The organism is Streptomyces cinereoruber, assembly GCF_009299385.1.
GTDB lineage: Bacteria > Actinomycetota > Actinomycetes > Streptomycetales > Streptomycetaceae > Streptomyces > Streptomyces bikiniensis.
In genome coordinates, this window is the sequence record NZ_CP023693.1 from 4,840,948 (window position 1) to 4,856,077 (window position 15,130).

At 72.0% G+C, this 15,130-nt stretch carries 15 protein-coding genes and 1 pseudogene; 14 read left to right on the forward strand and 2 right to left on the reverse strand.

All coding sequences use genetic code 11. The features are described 5' to 3' along the window. Positions 1-11: 11 nt before the first annotated feature. Positions 12-1,385 (reverse strand): M14 family metallopeptidase, encoded by a 1,374-nt coding sequence (locus CP977_RS22000; protein ID WP_152370688.1) that lies wholly within the window; start codon positions 1,383-1,385, stop codon positions 12-14. 211 nt (positions 1,386-1,596) lie between these two features. Here CP977_RS22000 and CP977_RS22005 point away from each other — a divergent pair, with 211 nt between their 5' ends. Beyond that, positions 1,597-2,925: a serine/threonine-protein kinase gene (locus CP977_RS22005; RefSeq protein ID WP_152371619.1), complete on the forward strand. Its 1,329-nt coding sequence runs from the start codon at positions 1,597-1,599 to the stop codon at positions 2,923-2,925. A gap of 86 nt (positions 2,926-3,011) precedes the next feature. Here the strand turns inward: CP977_RS22005 and CP977_RS22010 are convergent, their stop codons facing one another. Beyond that, entirely contained in the window at positions 3,012-4,730 is a 1,719-nt protein-coding gene (locus CP977_RS22010) for a chitinase (protein ID WP_183953230.1), read from the reverse strand. A gap of 407 nt (positions 4,731-5,137) precedes the next feature. Between CP977_RS22010 and CP977_RS22015 the strand changes: the two genes are divergently transcribed. The 13 genes and pseudogenes from CP977_RS22015 to CP977_RS22070 all read left to right on the forward strand — a co-directional run bounded on the left by CP977_RS22015 (position 5,138) and on the right by CP977_RS22070 (position 14,829). Beyond that, the gene (locus tag CP977_RS22015; RefSeq protein ID WP_152370689.1) at positions 5,138-6,241 is read left to right on the forward strand and encodes a hypothetical protein; all 1,104 of its coding nucleotides are present in this window, start codon (positions 5,138-5,140) and stop codon (positions 6,239-6,241) included. A 106-nt stretch (positions 6,242-6,347) separates the two neighbouring features. Then, entirely contained in the window at positions 6,348-7,055 is a 708-nt protein-coding gene (gene cpaB, locus CP977_RS22020) for a Flp pilus assembly protein CpaB (RefSeq protein ID WP_062752469.1), read from the forward strand. A 7-nt stretch (positions 7,056-7,062) separates the two neighbouring features. Next, positions 7,063-8,325 carry a CpaE/TadZ family protein gene (locus CP977_RS22025; protein WP_062752468.1) on the forward strand — a complete coding sequence of 421 codons (1,263 nt, stop codon included), beginning with the start codon at positions 7,063-7,065 and terminating at the stop codon, positions 8,323-8,325. A gap of 3 nt (positions 8,326-8,328) precedes the next feature. Then, a complete protein-coding gene (locus tag CP977_RS22030; protein WP_152370690.1) occupies positions 8,329-8,691 on the forward strand; it encodes a TadE/TadG family type IV pilus assembly protein in 363 nt (120 codons plus the stop codon). After that, on the forward strand, positions 8,688-9,140 hold the full coding sequence (locus CP977_RS22035) for a TadE/TadG family type IV pilus assembly protein (protein ID WP_152370691.1): 453 nt from the start codon (positions 8,688-8,690) through the stop codon (positions 9,138-9,140). Before CP977_RS22030 ends, CP977_RS22035 begins: the two co-directional genes overlap by 4 nt. Beyond that, positions 9,137-10,480 (forward strand): TadA family conjugal transfer-associated ATPase, encoded by a 1,344-nt coding sequence (locus CP977_RS22040; protein WP_062752465.1) that lies wholly within the window; start codon positions 9,137-9,139, stop codon positions 10,478-10,480. The genes CP977_RS22035 and CP977_RS22040 overlap by 4 nt, the downstream gene beginning before the upstream one ends. Before the next feature lie 73 nt (positions 10,481-10,553). Next, on the forward strand, positions 10,554-11,495 hold the full coding sequence (locus CP977_RS22045) for a type II secretion system F family protein (protein ID WP_109185282.1): 942 nt from the start codon (positions 10,554-10,556) through the stop codon (positions 11,493-11,495). A gap of 11 nt (positions 11,496-11,506) precedes the next feature. Next, entirely contained in the window at positions 11,507-12,394 is an 888-nt protein-coding gene (locus CP977_RS22050) for a DUF5936 domain-containing protein (protein ID WP_109185283.1), read from the forward strand. 98 nt (positions 12,395-12,492) lie between these two features. Beyond that, positions 12,493-12,666 (forward strand): hypothetical protein, encoded by a 174-nt coding sequence (locus CP977_RS34195; protein ID WP_159057759.1) that lies wholly within the window; start codon positions 12,493-12,495, stop codon positions 12,664-12,666. A 96-nt stretch (positions 12,667-12,762) separates the two neighbouring features. Then, positions 12,763-12,969: a Flp family type IVb pilin gene (locus tag CP977_RS22055; RefSeq protein ID WP_152370692.1), complete on the forward strand. Its 207-nt coding sequence runs from the start codon at positions 12,763-12,765 to the stop codon at positions 12,967-12,969. Positions 12,970-13,007: 38 nt separating this feature from the next. Further along, positions 13,008-13,607: pseudogene (locus CP977_RS22060) on the forward strand (pilus assembly protein TadG-related protein); the annotation flags it as partial. Between the two features lie 14 nt (positions 13,608-13,621). Further along, positions 13,622-14,209 carry a hypothetical protein gene (locus CP977_RS22065; protein ID WP_341874346.1) on the forward strand — a complete coding sequence of 196 codons (588 nt, stop codon included), beginning with the start codon at positions 13,622-13,624 and terminating at the stop codon, positions 14,207-14,209. Then, positions 14,206-14,829: an OmpA family protein gene (locus tag CP977_RS22070; RefSeq protein ID WP_062752460.1), complete on the forward strand. Its 624-nt coding sequence runs from the start codon at positions 14,206-14,208 to the stop codon at positions 14,827-14,829. Before CP977_RS22065 ends, CP977_RS22070 begins: the two co-directional genes overlap by 4 nt. The last annotated feature ends 301 nt before the right edge of the window (positions 14,830-15,130 follow it).

The following is a 15,130-nucleotide window of genomic DNA, read 5'->3' on the forward strand; positions in this document are numbered from 1 at the left end:
CGCCGACCGGGTCACGTCGTGCAGTACTGCCCCTGCTTGCCGATCGAGCGGTACATGCAGTCCGCGTTCTCCAGGAGTTGGAGCACCGCGTCGCGGTTGCGGGAGGTCTCGCGTTCGATGACCTCGTCGGGCGGGTAGAAACCGCCGTTCCAGGAGGACGTCGGGTACATCTCGAAGGTGTACGCGAAGATCCGCTGCGCGCCCCACAGGTAGTCGTCGATCGAGCCGTCCGTGACGTACAGGTCGCTGGACTGCTGGGGCGTGTAGCCGTTGCTCGCGGCCATCTTCCCGCCCACCGCCGCGAAGGCGTTCCGGTCGTCCTGGGTCATGCCCGGGGCGGTGTCGGCGGTGGTCCAGCCGAACGGCCAGAGCACCAGCTCGCTGTACGTGTGGAAGTCGATCGACGCCCTGATCTGCTGCTTTCCGCCGACCACCCGGGAGCGGACGAAGTCGGCGACGACCTTCACCTCGGGGGCGGACTCGGGGGCCGTGCCCCGGTAGGTCTCGGAGCTCTTGGTGCCGGAGGAGCCGCCGCAGCAGCCCCACTTGTAGTTCCAGTTCCGGTTCTGGTCCGTGCCGACGTACGAGGAGCCGGAGTTGGGCTGCCGGTTCTTGCGCCAGCTGCGGTAGGAGCCGGACGCGATGTCGTACTCGCCGCCGTCCGGGTTGAGGTCCGGCACGATCCAGATCTCGCGCCCGTTCACCGCGTTGGTGATCCTGCTGTCCGTGCCGTAGCCCGCGCCGAGTTCGCGCAGCAGGTAGAGCGCCATCTCGACGGTGAGGTGCTCGCGGGCGTGCTGGTGGTGGGTGAAGAGGACCTCGGGCTCGTTCTCGTCGACGGCCACGTTGTCGCTGACCTTGATCGCGACGATGTCCCGGCCCTCGTACGACTTCCCGATCACCCGCCTGCTCATGATCGAGGGGTACTGGGCGAGCCGCTGGGCGATCTCCGCGTTCGCCTCGGCGTAGTTGTGGTAGCGGGAGTCCGCCGACGGGAAGTCCAGCGGGCCGAGCGCCGACCGGGCGGCCTCGCCCCGGTCCGGCGGACCCGGCAGGGCCATCGGCGCGTAGCCCAGGGCCCTGACGCGCCGGAGCTGTTCGGCGTTCGCGCTGACCACGACCGCGCGGGCGTCGACCTCGTCGATCGAGACCCCGGTGGCGGCGAGCGCGGTGCGGGCGGCCGGGGTGGCGGGGCCGGCGACCTCGTACTGCCGGACCACCTCCCCTGAACCGGAACCGGCGGTACGGGTGGCGGCGGTCGGCGCCGGGTCGGCCCCGGCGGGCGTCGAGAGCGCGGAGAGGGGCGCCGCGAGGGCGAGCGCCACGAGGGACGCGAGGAGGGCGGGCCTCCTGCCGGGCCTCCTCGCGCGGAGGGAACGTCGCATGCTGTCTCCTGGGTGGGGAGTGTGGGGGGTGCGACAACGACAAACGACAAAGTGGAGTGGAGCGCGGGGGTGATGCGGGGTCGTGCGGGGTGTTCCGGACATGGTGAAGTGATGTCATGGACCGGTCAAGAGACGGACTTCGGCCATACTGTTCCGCGTGGGGACCCTCATCGGCAGATACGTCATCGAGCACAAACTGGGCGAAGGCGGCATGGGCACCGTCTACCTTGCCCGATCGCGCGGCGGACGCGCCGTCGCCGTCAAAGTGGCGCGGCCGGAACTCGCCTCCGATCCCTCCTTCCGCGCACGTTTCCGCGCCGAGGTCGCCGCCGCCCGGCAGGTCGGCGGCTTCCACACCGCGCAGGTCGTCGACGCCGACCCCGAGGCCGAGGCGCCCTGGCTCGCCACCGCCTACGTCCCCGGCCCCACCCTCGCCGCGCTCGTCACCGACGAGGGCCCCATGGACGAGCCGCGGCTGCGCGCCCTCGGCGCCGCGCTCGCCGAGGCCCTGGAGGCCATCCACGCCTGCGGGCTCGTCCACCGCGACCTCAAGCCCGGCAACATCGTCATGGCCCCCGACGGGCCGCGCGTCCTCGACTTCGGGATCGCCCGCGCCCTGGAGTCGACCCGCCTCACCGCCACCGGCTCCGCCTTCGGCACCCCCGGCTACCTCGCCCCCGAACAGGCCCTCGGCGAGGAGGTGACGGGCGCCGCCGACGTCTTCGCGCTCGGCGCCGTCCTCGTCGCCGCCGCCGGTGGCCGCCCCTTCGGGGAGGGCACCCCGATGGGCCTCATGTACCGCTCGGTCCACGAGGCCCCGGACCTGGCCTCCGTCCCGGAGTCCCTGCGCGGCCTCGTCGCCCGCTGCCTCGCCAAGGACCCGGCCGAACGCCCCACGCCGGACGAGATCCTGGACGCGCTGGGGGAGGGGACGCCGGGGGCGGGGGAGCGGCCGCCGGCCACGACGGTCGTACCGACGCCGACGCCGACGCCGACGCCGACACCCGCCGGTCCCGCCACGCCCGCCGGCCCCGTGCCGCCCCTCCACCCCTACGGCTCCGTGCCGTCCGCCGGTCCCGCCGTGGCCGGCTTCCCGACGGCGCCCGCCTACGCGCCTCCGGGGTACGCGCCCCCGCCCGGCTTCGGGCCCCCGGGCGCCTTCGCCGTACCGCCGCCGCCCTCCGCGCCGCCCGGAGCGGTACCGCCCGGAGCCGTACAGCCCAGGGCCGTACAGCACGGAGCCGCCCCGCACGGCCCCGCGCCCACGGAGTTCGTGGCCGCCGACCGGGTGTCCGGGATCGTCGTCGACGGATCCGGCGTGCACCTCCAGCTCTACGGCGAGGAGGTCGACTTCGGCTGGGAGGAGATCTCGGGCGTGGACCTGCTGCGGACCCGCCGCGGCCGGGGCCTGCGCGTCGTGGTCTCGCTCCGCGAGGGCGGCGCGTACACCTGCGACCTCGACGGACGCCGCGCCGCCCGGGTCGAGGATTGGGTGGCCCGGCTCGACCCGGTCCTGGCCGGATTCCTGCCCCGCCGCTGACACGCCTCCGGGGGCGGGAACGACACAGCGCCGCCGGGGGAGCGGCGGCGCTGCGAAGCCCGTACGGGAGGCGGGGAAGGATCCCGTTACGGGAGGCCGTGCACGTGCGGGCCGACCGCGTTCGACCAGGCGTTGCCGGCCGTCGCGTCCCAGTTGGTGGACCAGGTCATGGCGCCGCGCAGGGACGGCCAGGCCTGGGCCGGCTTGAAGTTGCCGCAGTTGGTGAGCTTGGTCAGGCAGTCGAGCGCGTTGTTCACGATCTGCGGCGAGACGTAGCCGCTGCCCGCGCCCCGGGTGGAGGCGGGGACGCCCAGGCCGACCTGCGACGGGTCGAGACCGCCCTGGATCTGGATGCAGGCGAGCGCGGTGAGGAAGTCCACCGAGCCCTGGCTGTAGACCTTGCCGTCGCAGCCCAGCATCGAACCGCTGTTGTAGTACTGCGTGTTGATCACCGTGAGGATGTCCTTCACGGCGAGCGCGGTCTTGAAGTACTCCGTGCCCGTGTTCTGCATGTCGATGGTCTGCGGGGCCATCGTCAGGACCATGCCCGGGCCCGCCTTCGCGGAGAGCTGGCGCAGCGCCTTGGTGAGGTACGTGGAGTTGATGCCGTGCTCGAGGTCGATGTCGACGCCGTTGAAGCCGTACTCCTGCATCAGGGCGTACGTGCTGTTCGCGAAGGCGGTGGCGCTCGCGTCACTGTTGATCGTGACGTTGCCCTTCTCGCCGCCGACGGAGATGATCACGGACTTGCCGGCCGCCTTCTTGGCCGCCACGTCGGACTTGAACTCGGCGACCGAGGAGTAGCCGACGGCCGGGTCGAGGTTGAAGACGATCTGGCCGGGCGTGGCCGTCGAGTCGGCGAAGGAGACGGCGATGATGTCGTACGCCGCCTGCACGTCCCGCAGCTTCTGCTTGGCCGCGCCGTTGTCGAAGTTCTGCCAGTAGCCGGTCACGGCGTGCTTGGGCACGGCCGGGCCGGGGCCCGTCTGGTTCTTGGCGGTGCGCGCCGTCACGGCGGCCGACTTCGCGGACTCGCCCGCGGAGTTCACCGCGGAGACCTGGAACTGGTAGGCCGTGTCGGCGGCGAGCCCGGTGATCGTGGCGGAGGTGCCGCTCACGGTCTGCGGGGCGACGCCGTCCCGGTACACCTTGTAGGACGTCGCACCGGAGACCGCGCCCCAGCTCAGGCTGACCGAGGAGGAGGTGGTGCCGCCCGCCGCGAGGCCGGCGGGGGTGGTCGGGACGACCGGGTCGGGGTCCGGGACGCCGCCCCCGTCGGGCCCGAAGACGCTCACGTCGTCGACGAGGTAGGGGGAGGTGCCGTACCAGCCGTGGGTGTAGATCTCGACCGAGGTGGTGGAGGCGCCCGTGGTGAAGGTGGTGGTCAGCTGCTTCCAGGACGGGGAGTCCGGCGACCAGGTGGAGACCGAGCCGGTGCCGGTCCCGGTGCCGCTCGCGCCGAGGTAGGCGTAGCCGCCCTGGACCCAGGCGCTCAGCGTGTACGTCGAGTTGGGCTTCACGGTCACGGTCTGCACGCACTTGGCGTTGTCGAGACCGGCCGGGGCGGCCCGCAGGGCGCCGGTGCCGGTGCGGACCGGCGAGGAGACGGCGGCGCCGCTCCCGGCGGAACAGGCCCAGTTGGCGAGGCCGTTCTCGAAGCCCGCGTTCCGGGCGACGTTGACGTCCGCGGCCTGGGCGGTGCCGGCTCCGCCGACGAGGACGATCCCGGAGCCGACGGCGAGCGCGAGGGCTCCGCCGAGCCATCTGCGTCCGTGCGGGCGGGTGGTGGTGCGGTCCACGTGCATCCTCCGTGGGGGAGTTGGGGATGTGGAGGTGCCGTACGTCGTCGTACGGAGGGGGTTCGTACGGGGGTACGAGGCGGTACGAGGGGTACGGGTTCGGACGGTGGCCACCGTTGTCCGAACAAGCTGGTCCAGACCAATCGCGTTGTCAAGACCTCTGACGACAACCGGTGTTCGGGCGACGGGAGGGCGCCGAGCGAAAAAGCCCGCGGGACGGGGGATCCGCACCCGCCCTCCGCGCCCGCCCCCGGGTCCGAATAAATGGAGGGAGCTTGGCGGATTGTGTGTTCACCACCCCGGGGGACGCGGATAGGGTGCAGAGGCGGCCGCACCCCGGTGTGACGTCGTGAACGCGGTAAGTGAACCGTGACCCCCGTGACTCCGGGGGCCGGAGGGGACGGGGGTCCGACGTGCCGACAGCGATCGCGGTCACCAGCGCCGACCTGGTGCTGCCGCCGACCGACCCCGGGACCCCGCGCGCCGCCGTCCTCCCGCCCCCCGAAGGGCGCCCGCTGGACGCCTCGGTCGCGGACGTCCAGCAGCTCCTCGCCCGGTACGGACACGTGGTCGTCGTCTGCCCCACCTCCGTCCCGGCCGCCGTCGAGAACCGCCTCCACGCCGTCCGCTCCCTCCTGGAGAGCGACCGGATCGCGCTGGTCAGGACCGACCTGCCGCCGCTCGGCGCGGCCGTGCTCGTCCGCCAGCTGTGCCTCCTCGCCGGGTACGACTTCAGCCCCGGAGTCCTCGCCTCCGCCGCCCGGCTGCTCGCCCACTACATCTACGCGGGCGCCGTCCTCGGCTCCGTCTCCCGGCTCGACCGCGTCCCCGTCGGCCTCGGCACCCACCTCAAGAGCTGGCTGCCCGGAGCCCACTTCGCCGTCCTCGCCGGACCCACCCCGCAGATGGTGCGCGTCGGCAGCGGGGAGGAAGCCCTCGCGGGCCCGGAGTTCGCCACCGAACTCCTCCTCGCCCGCGGCCGGCTCCAGACCGACTGGCCCGCCACCACCCTCGTGCCCCGCTGGCGGATCCCGGGCCCGGTCCAGGAGACGCCGCTGCCCGCCTCCTCGCCCGGCTGGTGGGGCACCGGGAAACTGGTCGAGTTCGCCGCGTACCTCCCCGACCCGGCCGTCCTCCACCAGCTCGTCTCCTCCGTACGGCGCGAGATCTGCCACTGGTGCGGCATGGACCTCATCGGCGACCGCTGCGGTTTCTGCGGGGCGCCTCTGACGGTCCTGGAGGGGGGCGGGACGCGGGGGGCCGGTTCGTACGCGGGCGTGCAGGACGTCGGCTCGTACGCGGGCGCGTACACGGACGCGCAAGGCACCGGTCCGTACGCCGACGCACGAGGCACCGCCCCCCGCGCCGTCGATCCCCGCACCACCGACCCGCGGCGCGCCCTGCCCCCCGCGGACACCGGCACCGCCCCGGCGGACGCCCACGCCCCGGGGCCCGCCGTCCCGCACCCCACCCGGGCCCTCGGCCCCGGCGCGCACACCCCCCGCGCCCTGCCATGAACCGCGCCCCGACCCCCGCTCCCGTACGCCCACGAGCCCCCGTACGCCCACCGACCCACCGTCTCCGTCCGCCCGGACCCACGTCTCCGATCGAGGTAGTACGGCCATGAACTCCCGCCAGCGCCGCGGCGTGATCCTGCTGCTGCTCTCCGTCCTGTGCGCCCTCGGCGCCTTCGCCGGCGTGCTCGCCGTCATCAGCGACGTGAACTCCAAGGTCGGCCCGGAGACCACCGCGTACCGGATCAAGACGAACGTGAAGCCCTACGAGGCCCTGAACGCCGGCCAGTTCGAGAAGATCACCATGCCGAAGCGCTGGCTCTCCGAGACCGCCGTCACCGACCTCGCCGCGATCAGGGGCAAGATCGCCGTCACCACCCTCAAGGCCGGCTCCCTCCTCCAGGAGGACATGATCGTGGACCGGCCCGCGCTCCAGCCGGGCCAGCAGGAGATCGCCATCATGATCGACGCCGGCACCGGCGTCGCGGGCAAGATCACCGCCGGCGCCACCGTCAACATCTACGCCACCTTCGCGGGCGAGAAGAAGGGCGACCCCGACCAGTCCCGGATGATCGTCTCCGGCGCCCGCGTCCTCGACGTCGGCAGGCTCACCCCGGCCTCCGAACGCTCCGACCGCTCCGACAAGGCCACCTCCACCGTCCCCATCACCTTCGCGCTCTCCACCCTCGACACCCAGCGCGTCGCGTACGCCGAGTCCTTCGCCGAACACGTACGCCTCGCCCTCGTCGCCCCCTCCACGGGCGGCGCCCCCGTCGACCAGCGCGACCGCACGTACACCCTCGACAAGGACAGGTGAGGCCGGTATGACCACGAGGATCCTGCCGGCCGTCGGCGACCCCGACGCGGCCCGGTCCGTCACCACGCTGCTCAGCCAGCTGCCCGACGCCGAACCCGCCCCGCCGGTCGCCGACTCCACCCAGCTCGTCGACACCCTCGCCCGCCTCGCCGCCGCCTCCCTCGACGAACTCCCCGAGGTCGTCCTCGTCCACGAGCGGATCGGGCCCGTCCCCGCGCTCGAACTCGTCCGCGAGGTCGCCCTCCGCTTCCCCGCCGTCGGCGTCGTCCTCATCACCGCCGACGCCGGCCCCGGCCTCTTCTCCGCCGCCATGGACTCCGGCGCCCGCGGCCTCGTCACCCTGCCCCTGGGGTACGAGGAGCTGGCCAGCCGCGTACAGGCCGCCGCCCAGTGGTCCGCCGGGGTCCGCCGCCACCTCGGCACCGGGCCCGACCGGGCCGCCGGGCCCGGCGGCACCGTCGTCACCGTCAGCGGCGCCAAGGGCGGCGTCGGCACCACCGTCGCCGCCGTCCACCTCGCCCTCGCCGCCCGCGCCTCGGGCCGGAGCGTCGCCCTGGTCGACCTGGACCTCCAGAGCGGCGACGTCGCCTCGTACCTCGACGTCCAGTTCCGGCGCTCCGTCGCCGACCTCGCCGCCATCACCGACATCTCGCCCCGCGTCCTCCAGGACGCCGTCTACGTCCACGAGACCGGCCTCTCCCTGCTCCTCTCCCCGGCCGAGGGCGAACGCGGCGAGGAGGTCACCGACCGCGCCGCCCGCCAGGTCGTCAGCGCCCTGCGCGGCCGACACGAGGTCGTCGTCGTGGACTGCGGCTCCCGGCTCGACGGCGCCGGCGCCGCCGTCATCGAGATGGCCGACACGGCCCTGCTCGTCACCACCCCGGACGTGGTCGCGGTACGGGCCGCCAAACGGACCGTACGCATGTGGGAACGGCTCCAGGTCCGCAAGGCCGAGGAGACGATCACCCTCGTCAACCGGCAGCACCGCTCCAGCGAGATCCAGCCGCCCCTCGTCCAGAAGATCACCGGGACCCGCGTCGCCGGCGTCTCCGTCCCCGCGAACTTCAAGGAGCTCCAGGCCGTGGTGGACGCCGGACGCCTCCACGAACTCGACGCCAAGTCCACCGTCAAGCAGGCCCTCTGGGCCCTCGCCGGCGAACTGGGCCTCGTCCGGGCGACCCGGGCCGCCGGACAGCCCGGCAAGCAGCTCGCCCGCTCCGGCGGCGACCGCGGCTCCCTCGGCCTGCGCCGCCGCACGGGGGGCCGCTGACCCATGCGTGTCCACGGGGGCGACGACAAGGGGCAGGTGGCGGTCGAGTTCCTCGGCATGGTCCCGCTGATCCTGCTCACCCTCGCCCTGCTCTGGCAGGTCGTCCTGGTCGGTTACACGTACAGCCTGGCGGGGAACGCGGCGGACGAGGGGGCGCGGGCGTGCGCGGTCGACGACGACTGGGACGCCGCCGCCCGCCGCCACATCGACGGCGCCTGGAACGTCTCGGAGGCAAGCTGCGACCAGGGCGGCGGCATGGTCCACGTCCGGATCCGGGTCGACGTGCCCGCCCTCGTCCCGGGCCTGGGGGGCCTCTTCCCGGTCACGGCGGAGGCGGGCGCGGTGAAGGAGGAGCCGACACCATGAGCCGACAACCACGTACGAGGGCCCGTGTCACGAACGAACCCCGGCCCGCCCGCGCCACAAACGTCCGACCACAACCCGGGCGGGCCCGCGACCGCGGCCAGGCCGCCGTCGAGTACCTCGGATTCCTCCCGATCCTGCTCCTCGTCGGCCTCGCCGGACTCCAGCTCGGCATCGCCGCGTACGCCGCCCAGCAGGCGGGCACGGCGGCGCGGGCGGCGGCCCGGGCGGCGAGCAGCGACGACGAGGAGGCGCCGAGCCCGGAAGCGGCCGCCGACGCCGCCGTGAGCGGCTGGATCGCGAGCCGCTCCTCCGTCTCCCCGGGTGGGGCGAGCGGGGAGGCCACCTACACCGTCACCGTCGAGATCCCCTCCGTCGTCCCCTTCTGGACCTTCGACGACGTGCAGAAGACCGCCACCATGCCGATGCCCGACGAGGAGGACCTGCCGTGAGCCTGCGCTCCCGGATCAACGCCCCCGAGGAGAGCGGCGCGGCGGCCGCCCGCGAGGACGGACACCTCGTCGCCGCCTTCCGCGCCAAGCTCCTGGAGGAGATCGACCTCACGGAGATGTCCGCGCTCGCCGCCGCCGAGCGCCGGGCCCGCCTGGAGCGCGTCCTCGGGCACATCATCAGCCGCGAGGGCCCGGTCCTCTCCACCGCCGAGCGCGCCCGCCTGATCCGCCGGGTCGTGGACGAGGCCCTCGGCCTCGGCGTCCTCGAACCGCTCCTCGAAGACGCCTCCATCACCGAGATCATGGTCAACGGCCCCGACCAGATCTTCATCGAGCGGGGCGGCCGCGTCGAACTCCTGCCGCTCCGCTTCGCCTCCCACGACCAGCTGATGCAGACCATCGAGCGGATCGTCTCGACGGTCAACCGGCGCGTGGACGAGTCGAACCCGATGGTCGACGCCCGCCTCCCCTCCGGCGAGCGCGTCAACGTCATCATCCCGCCGCTCTCCCTCACCGGCGCGACCCTCACCATCCGCCGCTTCCCGCGCGCGTACACCCTCCACGAGATGATCGGCCTCGGTTCCCTGGACGAGCAGATGCTGCTCCTGCTCTCGGGGCTCGTGCAGGCCAAGTTCAACCTGATCGTCTCCGGCGCCACCGGCACCGGGAAGACCACCCTCCTCAACGCCCTCTCCGGGCTCGTCCCGGACGGCGAGCGGATCATCACCATCGAGGACTCGGCCGAGCTCCAGCTCCAGCAGTCCCACGTGATCCGCCTGGAGGCCCGGCCGCCCAACATCGAGGGCCGCGGCGCCGTCTCCATCCGCGACCTGGTCCGCAACTCCCTGCGCATGCGCCCCGACCGCATCATCGTCGGAGAGGTCCGCGGCGGCGAGACCCTCGACATGCTCCAGGCCATGTCCACCGGCCACGACGGCTCGCTCGCCACCGTGCACGCCAACTCCGCCGAGGACGCGCTGATGCGGCTCCAGACCCTCGCCTCGATGTCGGAGGTGAAGGTGCCGTTCGAGGCGCTGCGCGACCAGATCAACAGCGCGGTCGACGTCCTCGTGCAGCTGACCCGGCACCCGGACGGCACCCGCCGGATCACCGAGATCGCGGTCCTCGCCTCGCACGGCCGGGAACGCTTCCTGCTCGCCACGGTCTGCCGCTTCCACGCCGAGCCGCTCGCCGCCGACGGACGGGTGTACGGGCGGTTCACGTACCACCCGCTGCCGCGCCGGGTCGCCGAACGCCTCTACCTGGCCGGGCAGCCCATCCCGCAGGCCTTCGGGGTGGCGGCGACGGACGCGCACCTGGCCGTCAGGGAGGCGGAATGACGCCCGACGGACACAGCGGACACGGCGGACACGACAGGCACAACAGGCACGCATCCGTCGGGGAGGCGGAACGATGACCGACCCCTTCTGGCTGACGATCGGCGTCGCACTGCTCTGCTGCGTCCTGGGCGTGACCGGCGTCCAGTTGTACGCGAGCGGGGCCCGCCGGCACGCGGCCCTCGTCGCCCGGCTGGACGAGACGACCGAGCCCGAGGCCCCAGGCCGCCGCAGGCGCCGCTTCCGGGGCGTCGACCGGCGGGTGCGCAGGACCGCCCTCGGCCGGAAGCTGGAACTGCGGATCGCGGCCACCGGCCTGGACGTCACGCCCGGCGAGTTCACGGTCGCCCTCGCGGCGACGGTGGCGGTCCTGTGGGTCGTGGGGCAGGCGGCCCTGTCGCCCTTCTTCGGCCCGATCTGCGGATTCCTCGGGATCTGGGTGGCCCTCGGCTACCTCAACTGGCAGCGCCAGAAGCGCATCGAGAAGTTCATCAACCAGCTCCCCGAGCTCTCCCGCATCCTGGCCAACGCCACCCAGGCCGGCCTCGCGCTCCGGATGGCCCTCAGCCTGGCGGCCGACGAGCTGGAGGCCCCGGCGGGCGACGAGCTGGAGAAGGTCTCCCAGCAGCTCTCCGTCGGCACCTCCCTGGACGACGCCCTGGGCGAACTCGCCGAACGCCTCCCCTCCCGGGAACTCGTCGTCCTCGTCACCACCCTGGTCCTGGCCAACCGGGCCGGCGGCACCGTCGTCTCCTCCCTGCGGAACCTCACCGAGACCCTGGAGGAGCGCAAGGAGACCCGGCGCGAGGTCCGCACCCAGCTCTCGCAGGTGAGCATGACGGCGTACTCGGTCCCGGTCATCGGCGTCGGCTCGCTCCTCCTCATCGACAACATGCAGCCGGGGGCGCTCGACCGGATGACGGGCTCGGGCCTGGGGCAGTTCGCGGTGATCGCGGCGTTCGCCCTGTACGCGGTCGGTTTCGTCATCATCCGCCGCTTCTCGAAGATCGACGTGTAGGGACGGCAGCCGTGGAACTCCTCCTCGCCCTCCTGGCCGGCCTGGCGGTCGCCGGTGCCTGCTACGGCGTCCGGCTCTACCGGGCCGACGCCAAGCTCCCCGACGACCTCCGGCTGGCCCTGGAGGTCGGTGCGACCCGTACCGGCGCGGTCGACTCGGCGGTGGACCGCCTGGGCATGCGCTGGTCCCCGGCGGTCCTGCGCCTGATGGGCCCGAAGCGGGTCAACGCGGTGCGCCGCCGCATCGACCTGGCGGGGAACCCGGGGGGCCTGACGATCGACCGGTACGGCGCCCGTCGGGCGGTGTACGGCTTCCTGGGCGCCCTGGGAGCCTTGCTGATGCTGTCGAAGGGCTCGTACCTCACGGCACTTCTCCTCCTGGCCTTCGGGGCGTTCTGGACGGAGGTGGGCATCTGGTCGGCGGTCCGGATCCGCAAGGACCAGATCGAGCGCACGCTGCCGGACTTCCTGGACGTCCTCGCCGTCGTCGTCTCGGCGGGCCTCGGCTTCCGGCAGGCGCTCGAACGGGTCGCGGAGAAGTACGAGGGCCCGTGGTCGGACGAACTGCGCATCACCCTGCGCCAGATGGACATGGGCGTCAGCCGCCGCCAGGCCTTCGACGAACTGCGCCGCCGCAACGACTCGGAACAGGTGGCGCAGTTCGTGACGGCGCTCCAGCAGGGCGAGGAGCTGGGCGCCCCGATCGTGGAGACCCTGATCCAGATCGCGAACGACATGCGGCGCACCGACGCGCAGAACGCGCGCCGCAAGGCGGCGAAGGCGGTTCCGAAGGCGACGATGGTGATCACCACCCTGATGGTCCCGGCGACGATGATCCTCCTCGGCGCGGGCCTGTTCCTGGGCACGGGAACGGACTTCGGCTCGGTGACGGGGGAGTGAACGGGTGGGCCCGTCCGAAGACTTGTTCGCGCAAAAGGCTTCGCGGATGCAACGGAGTGTGTCACAGTGCGGACTGAGAGCGAGGGGAGGAGGGGGCGGTGGACCTGAAGACCACGGGCCTCGACGACCGGCGGATCGCCGCGACACGCTTCGTCCCGGAGAAACCGGTCAAGAATCAACTCGACCGTTTCAACCGAATCTTCGCCGAACTCCCCACCCGCACCGGTGCCGAGGCCATAACCTCCTGGCGGGGCACGAGGTCCCTCCCATGACCCGACCTGACGAATGGGCCCGGGGACCCTGTGCACCGACGGCACCATCGGCATACCGTGCCGGGGCGCAGGCGTCCGACCGCGGAGGGGACCACGATGAACGACGCGATGCTGAAGGCTCTGACCAAGGCCAGGATCGAACTGACCACACGCGCGATGTCCAGGACCGGGGACCGCGGGCAGACGGCGGTGGAGTACCTGGGGATCATTGTGGTGGTGGTGGCGATCACCGGGACGGACATCGGAAACTCGATCAAGAACGCCATTACGCAGAAGATCGCCGATCTGACCGGGGGCAAGTAGCCGCGGTTCGCTCGCGTGGCGACGCCGGTCAGGCATTCCCTGTCTACGTTGCTTCCATGGCGGGCCTCCTGTTCTTGGCCTTCGTCTACTTCATGTTCGGGCAGGCCGCCGCCACCCGAAACAGCGCCCAGACCGCTGCGGACGCAGCGGCGCTCGCAGCCGCCCAGGACGCACGGGACCAGCTGCGCGAGAGATGGCTCGACGTGATCCTCGACCCTGCGCAGTGGAGCGGATTCCTTGAAGGTAAACATTTCGCTACCCCTTCCGCGTGCCAGCAGGCGGCCGCCTTCGCCGCCAAAAACGGCGCGAAGATCTCGGGTGACGGTTGTATGCGTCTCTCTGGGGAGCATGAGGGTTTCAGCGTCACCGTGCAGACGACGGGAACGGAAGCGCAGGATGCCACCGCGTCTGCGAAAGCCGTGATCGAGCCGAAGTGCAGCTTCGAGGACCCGGAAGTGCCGGCACCGGAGGAAACAGAACCTGATCCCGATCCCACGGAGCCGGAGGAAGAACCGGAGCCGGAGTCGATTACCGGCCTGACGTGTGACGGCGATGCCTGGACGATCGACCCCGATGATCCGGCACTGCCCAGTGCCGTCGATCTCTTCACTGTTCGACTGACCGGCGACGACGAGTAAAGGAAGCACGCTTCATGAACGTTCGGTACGCACGGAGAGGGCTTTCTTCCCTCGCGGTCGCGTCGATGGCTCTCCTCACCGTCGGCTGCGGAGCCGACGAGAAGCCGAAGGCGGACAAGCCCGCCTCGACGTCTGTCGCCCCCTCCAAGGGTGGATCGGCCACACAGGAGTCGCAAGCGGCTGAGGAGCCCACGGAGACGTTGGCTGTACTCAAGGGCAATGACGGGGTCGAGCTCGTCCTTTCCTCGGCCGAGCGGGACGCAGGTGGATTCCTGACGATCAAAGGGTCCCTGAAGAACACTTCTTCACGCTCGCTTGCGCTTCCCGGTCAGATTCGTGGAGATGAGACCGAGGTCATGAAGCACGGCAACTCCCTGGGCGGAGCCACCCTCCTCGATTCCGCAGGGAAGAAGCGGTACTACGTCTTGCGTGACACTGACGGCCGCCCGTTGACCACTACTGGCCTCGACATTCTTCCCGCCGGGGGAACCGCTACCGTCTTCATGCAATTCCCCGCCCCCCCGCCTCCACCACCGAAGTCTCCTTCCAACTCCCCACCTTCGAACCCGCCACCCTCAAGCTCTCCTGAGGCGACGCCATGACGACGACGACCCACCGCCGCCTCGCCGCAATCGCCCTCGTCTCCGTGGTCCTGTGGCCCCTCTCCGTGCCCCTCGCCCACGCCGACGACCCGCCCGGCTCCGCCGGCACCGCGTCCCCCGTGCCCGTCATCGACGACAAGGCGCCGGGCCTGATGCTCCCCGACGGGGCCGTTCTCGCGGCCCCGAAGATCCTCGACATCAAGCAGATCGTCGAGGAGGAGGGCGGCGCGCAGCGCCGGCAGGACACCAACGTGGACGTGACGTTCGCGCTCCAGGCCGAGGTGCTGTTCCCGAAGGACAGCGCCAAGCTCGGGGCCGCCGCCACGAGCCGGATCGACGCGATCGCCGCCGAGATCGAGAAGCAGGGCTCCGGACGGGTCCGGGTCTTCGGGTTCACCGACAACCTCGGCACGTACGAGCACGGCCTCAAGCTCTCGAAGGAGCGCGCCGTGGCCGTGCAGCAGGTGCTCGCCCGGACCCTCGGCCCCGGGATCACCTTCGACATCCGCGGCTACAGCGAGGACTACCCGATCGCCGACAACGCCTCCGAAGAGGGCCGCAAGAAGAACCGCCGGGTCGAGATCTCCTTCCCGCGCACCACACCGCCCGCCAGCCCCTGACCGGCGCGGTTCAGCCGCGCAACGCCTTCATGCGACTCCGGATGTCGGCCGCCCGGTCCCGGACCTCTGCGACCGGAGGGATGCGGGGCCCGTGCAGTACGGGGGGTCGTTCGCCCCGGCAGGGCCCGCAGTCGCCGTCCCGCAGGGTGTCCGCTTACCCGGGTGCCCCGCAGGTGCTGCATTCGAGGATGCGGAGCGGGGCGGGGTCGCCCTGAACGGGAAGGGGCGGCAGCTTGTCGTAAAGGCGGCGGCGTACGAGGCCGGTGATGTTGCTGCACCTCGACGGGGGTCGTCTGTTTCA

Excerpts from the sequence above, each read along its gene's own strand:
- CP977_RS22000 (WP_152370688.1), bottom strand. The coding sequence starts at position 1,385 with ATGCGACGTTCCCTCCGCGCGAGGAGGCCCGGCAGGAGGCCCGCCCTC.
- CP977_RS22005 (WP_152371619.1), top strand. The coding sequence starts at position 1,597 with ATGGGCACCGTCTACCTTGCCCGATCGCGCGGCGGACGCGCCGTCGCC.
- CP977_RS22010 (WP_183953230.1), bottom strand. The coding sequence starts at position 4,730 with ATGCACGTGGACCGCACCACCACCCGCCCGCACGGACGCAGATGGCTC.
- cpaB (WP_062752469.1), top strand. The coding sequence starts at position 6,348 with ATGAACTCCCGCCAGCGCCGCGGCGTGATCCTGCTGCTGCTCTCCGTC.
- CP977_RS22025 (WP_062752468.1), top strand. The coding sequence starts at position 7,063 with ATGACCACGAGGATCCTGCCGGCCGTCGGCGACCCCGACGCGGCCCGG.
- CP977_RS22030 (WP_152370690.1), top strand. The coding sequence starts at position 8,329 with ATGCGTGTCCACGGGGGCGACGACAAGGGGCAGGTGGCGGTCGAGTTC.
- CP977_RS22035 (WP_152370691.1), top strand. The coding sequence starts at position 8,688 with ATGAGCCGACAACCACGTACGAGGGCCCGTGTCACGAACGAACCCCGG.
- CP977_RS22045 (WP_109185282.1), top strand. The coding sequence starts at position 10,554 with ATGACCGACCCCTTCTGGCTGACGATCGGCGTCGCACTGCTCTGCTGC.
- CP977_RS22055 (WP_152370692.1), top strand. The coding sequence starts at position 12,763 with ATGAACGACGCGATGCTGAAGGCTCTGACCAAGGCCAGGATCGAACTG.
- CP977_RS22065 (WP_341874346.1), top strand. The coding sequence starts at position 13,622 with ATGAACGTTCGGTACGCACGGAGAGGGCTTTCTTCCCTCGCGGTCGCG.
- CP977_RS22070 (WP_062752460.1), top strand. The coding sequence starts at position 14,206 with ATGACGACGACGACCCACCGCCGCCTCGCCGCAATCGCCCTCGTCTCC.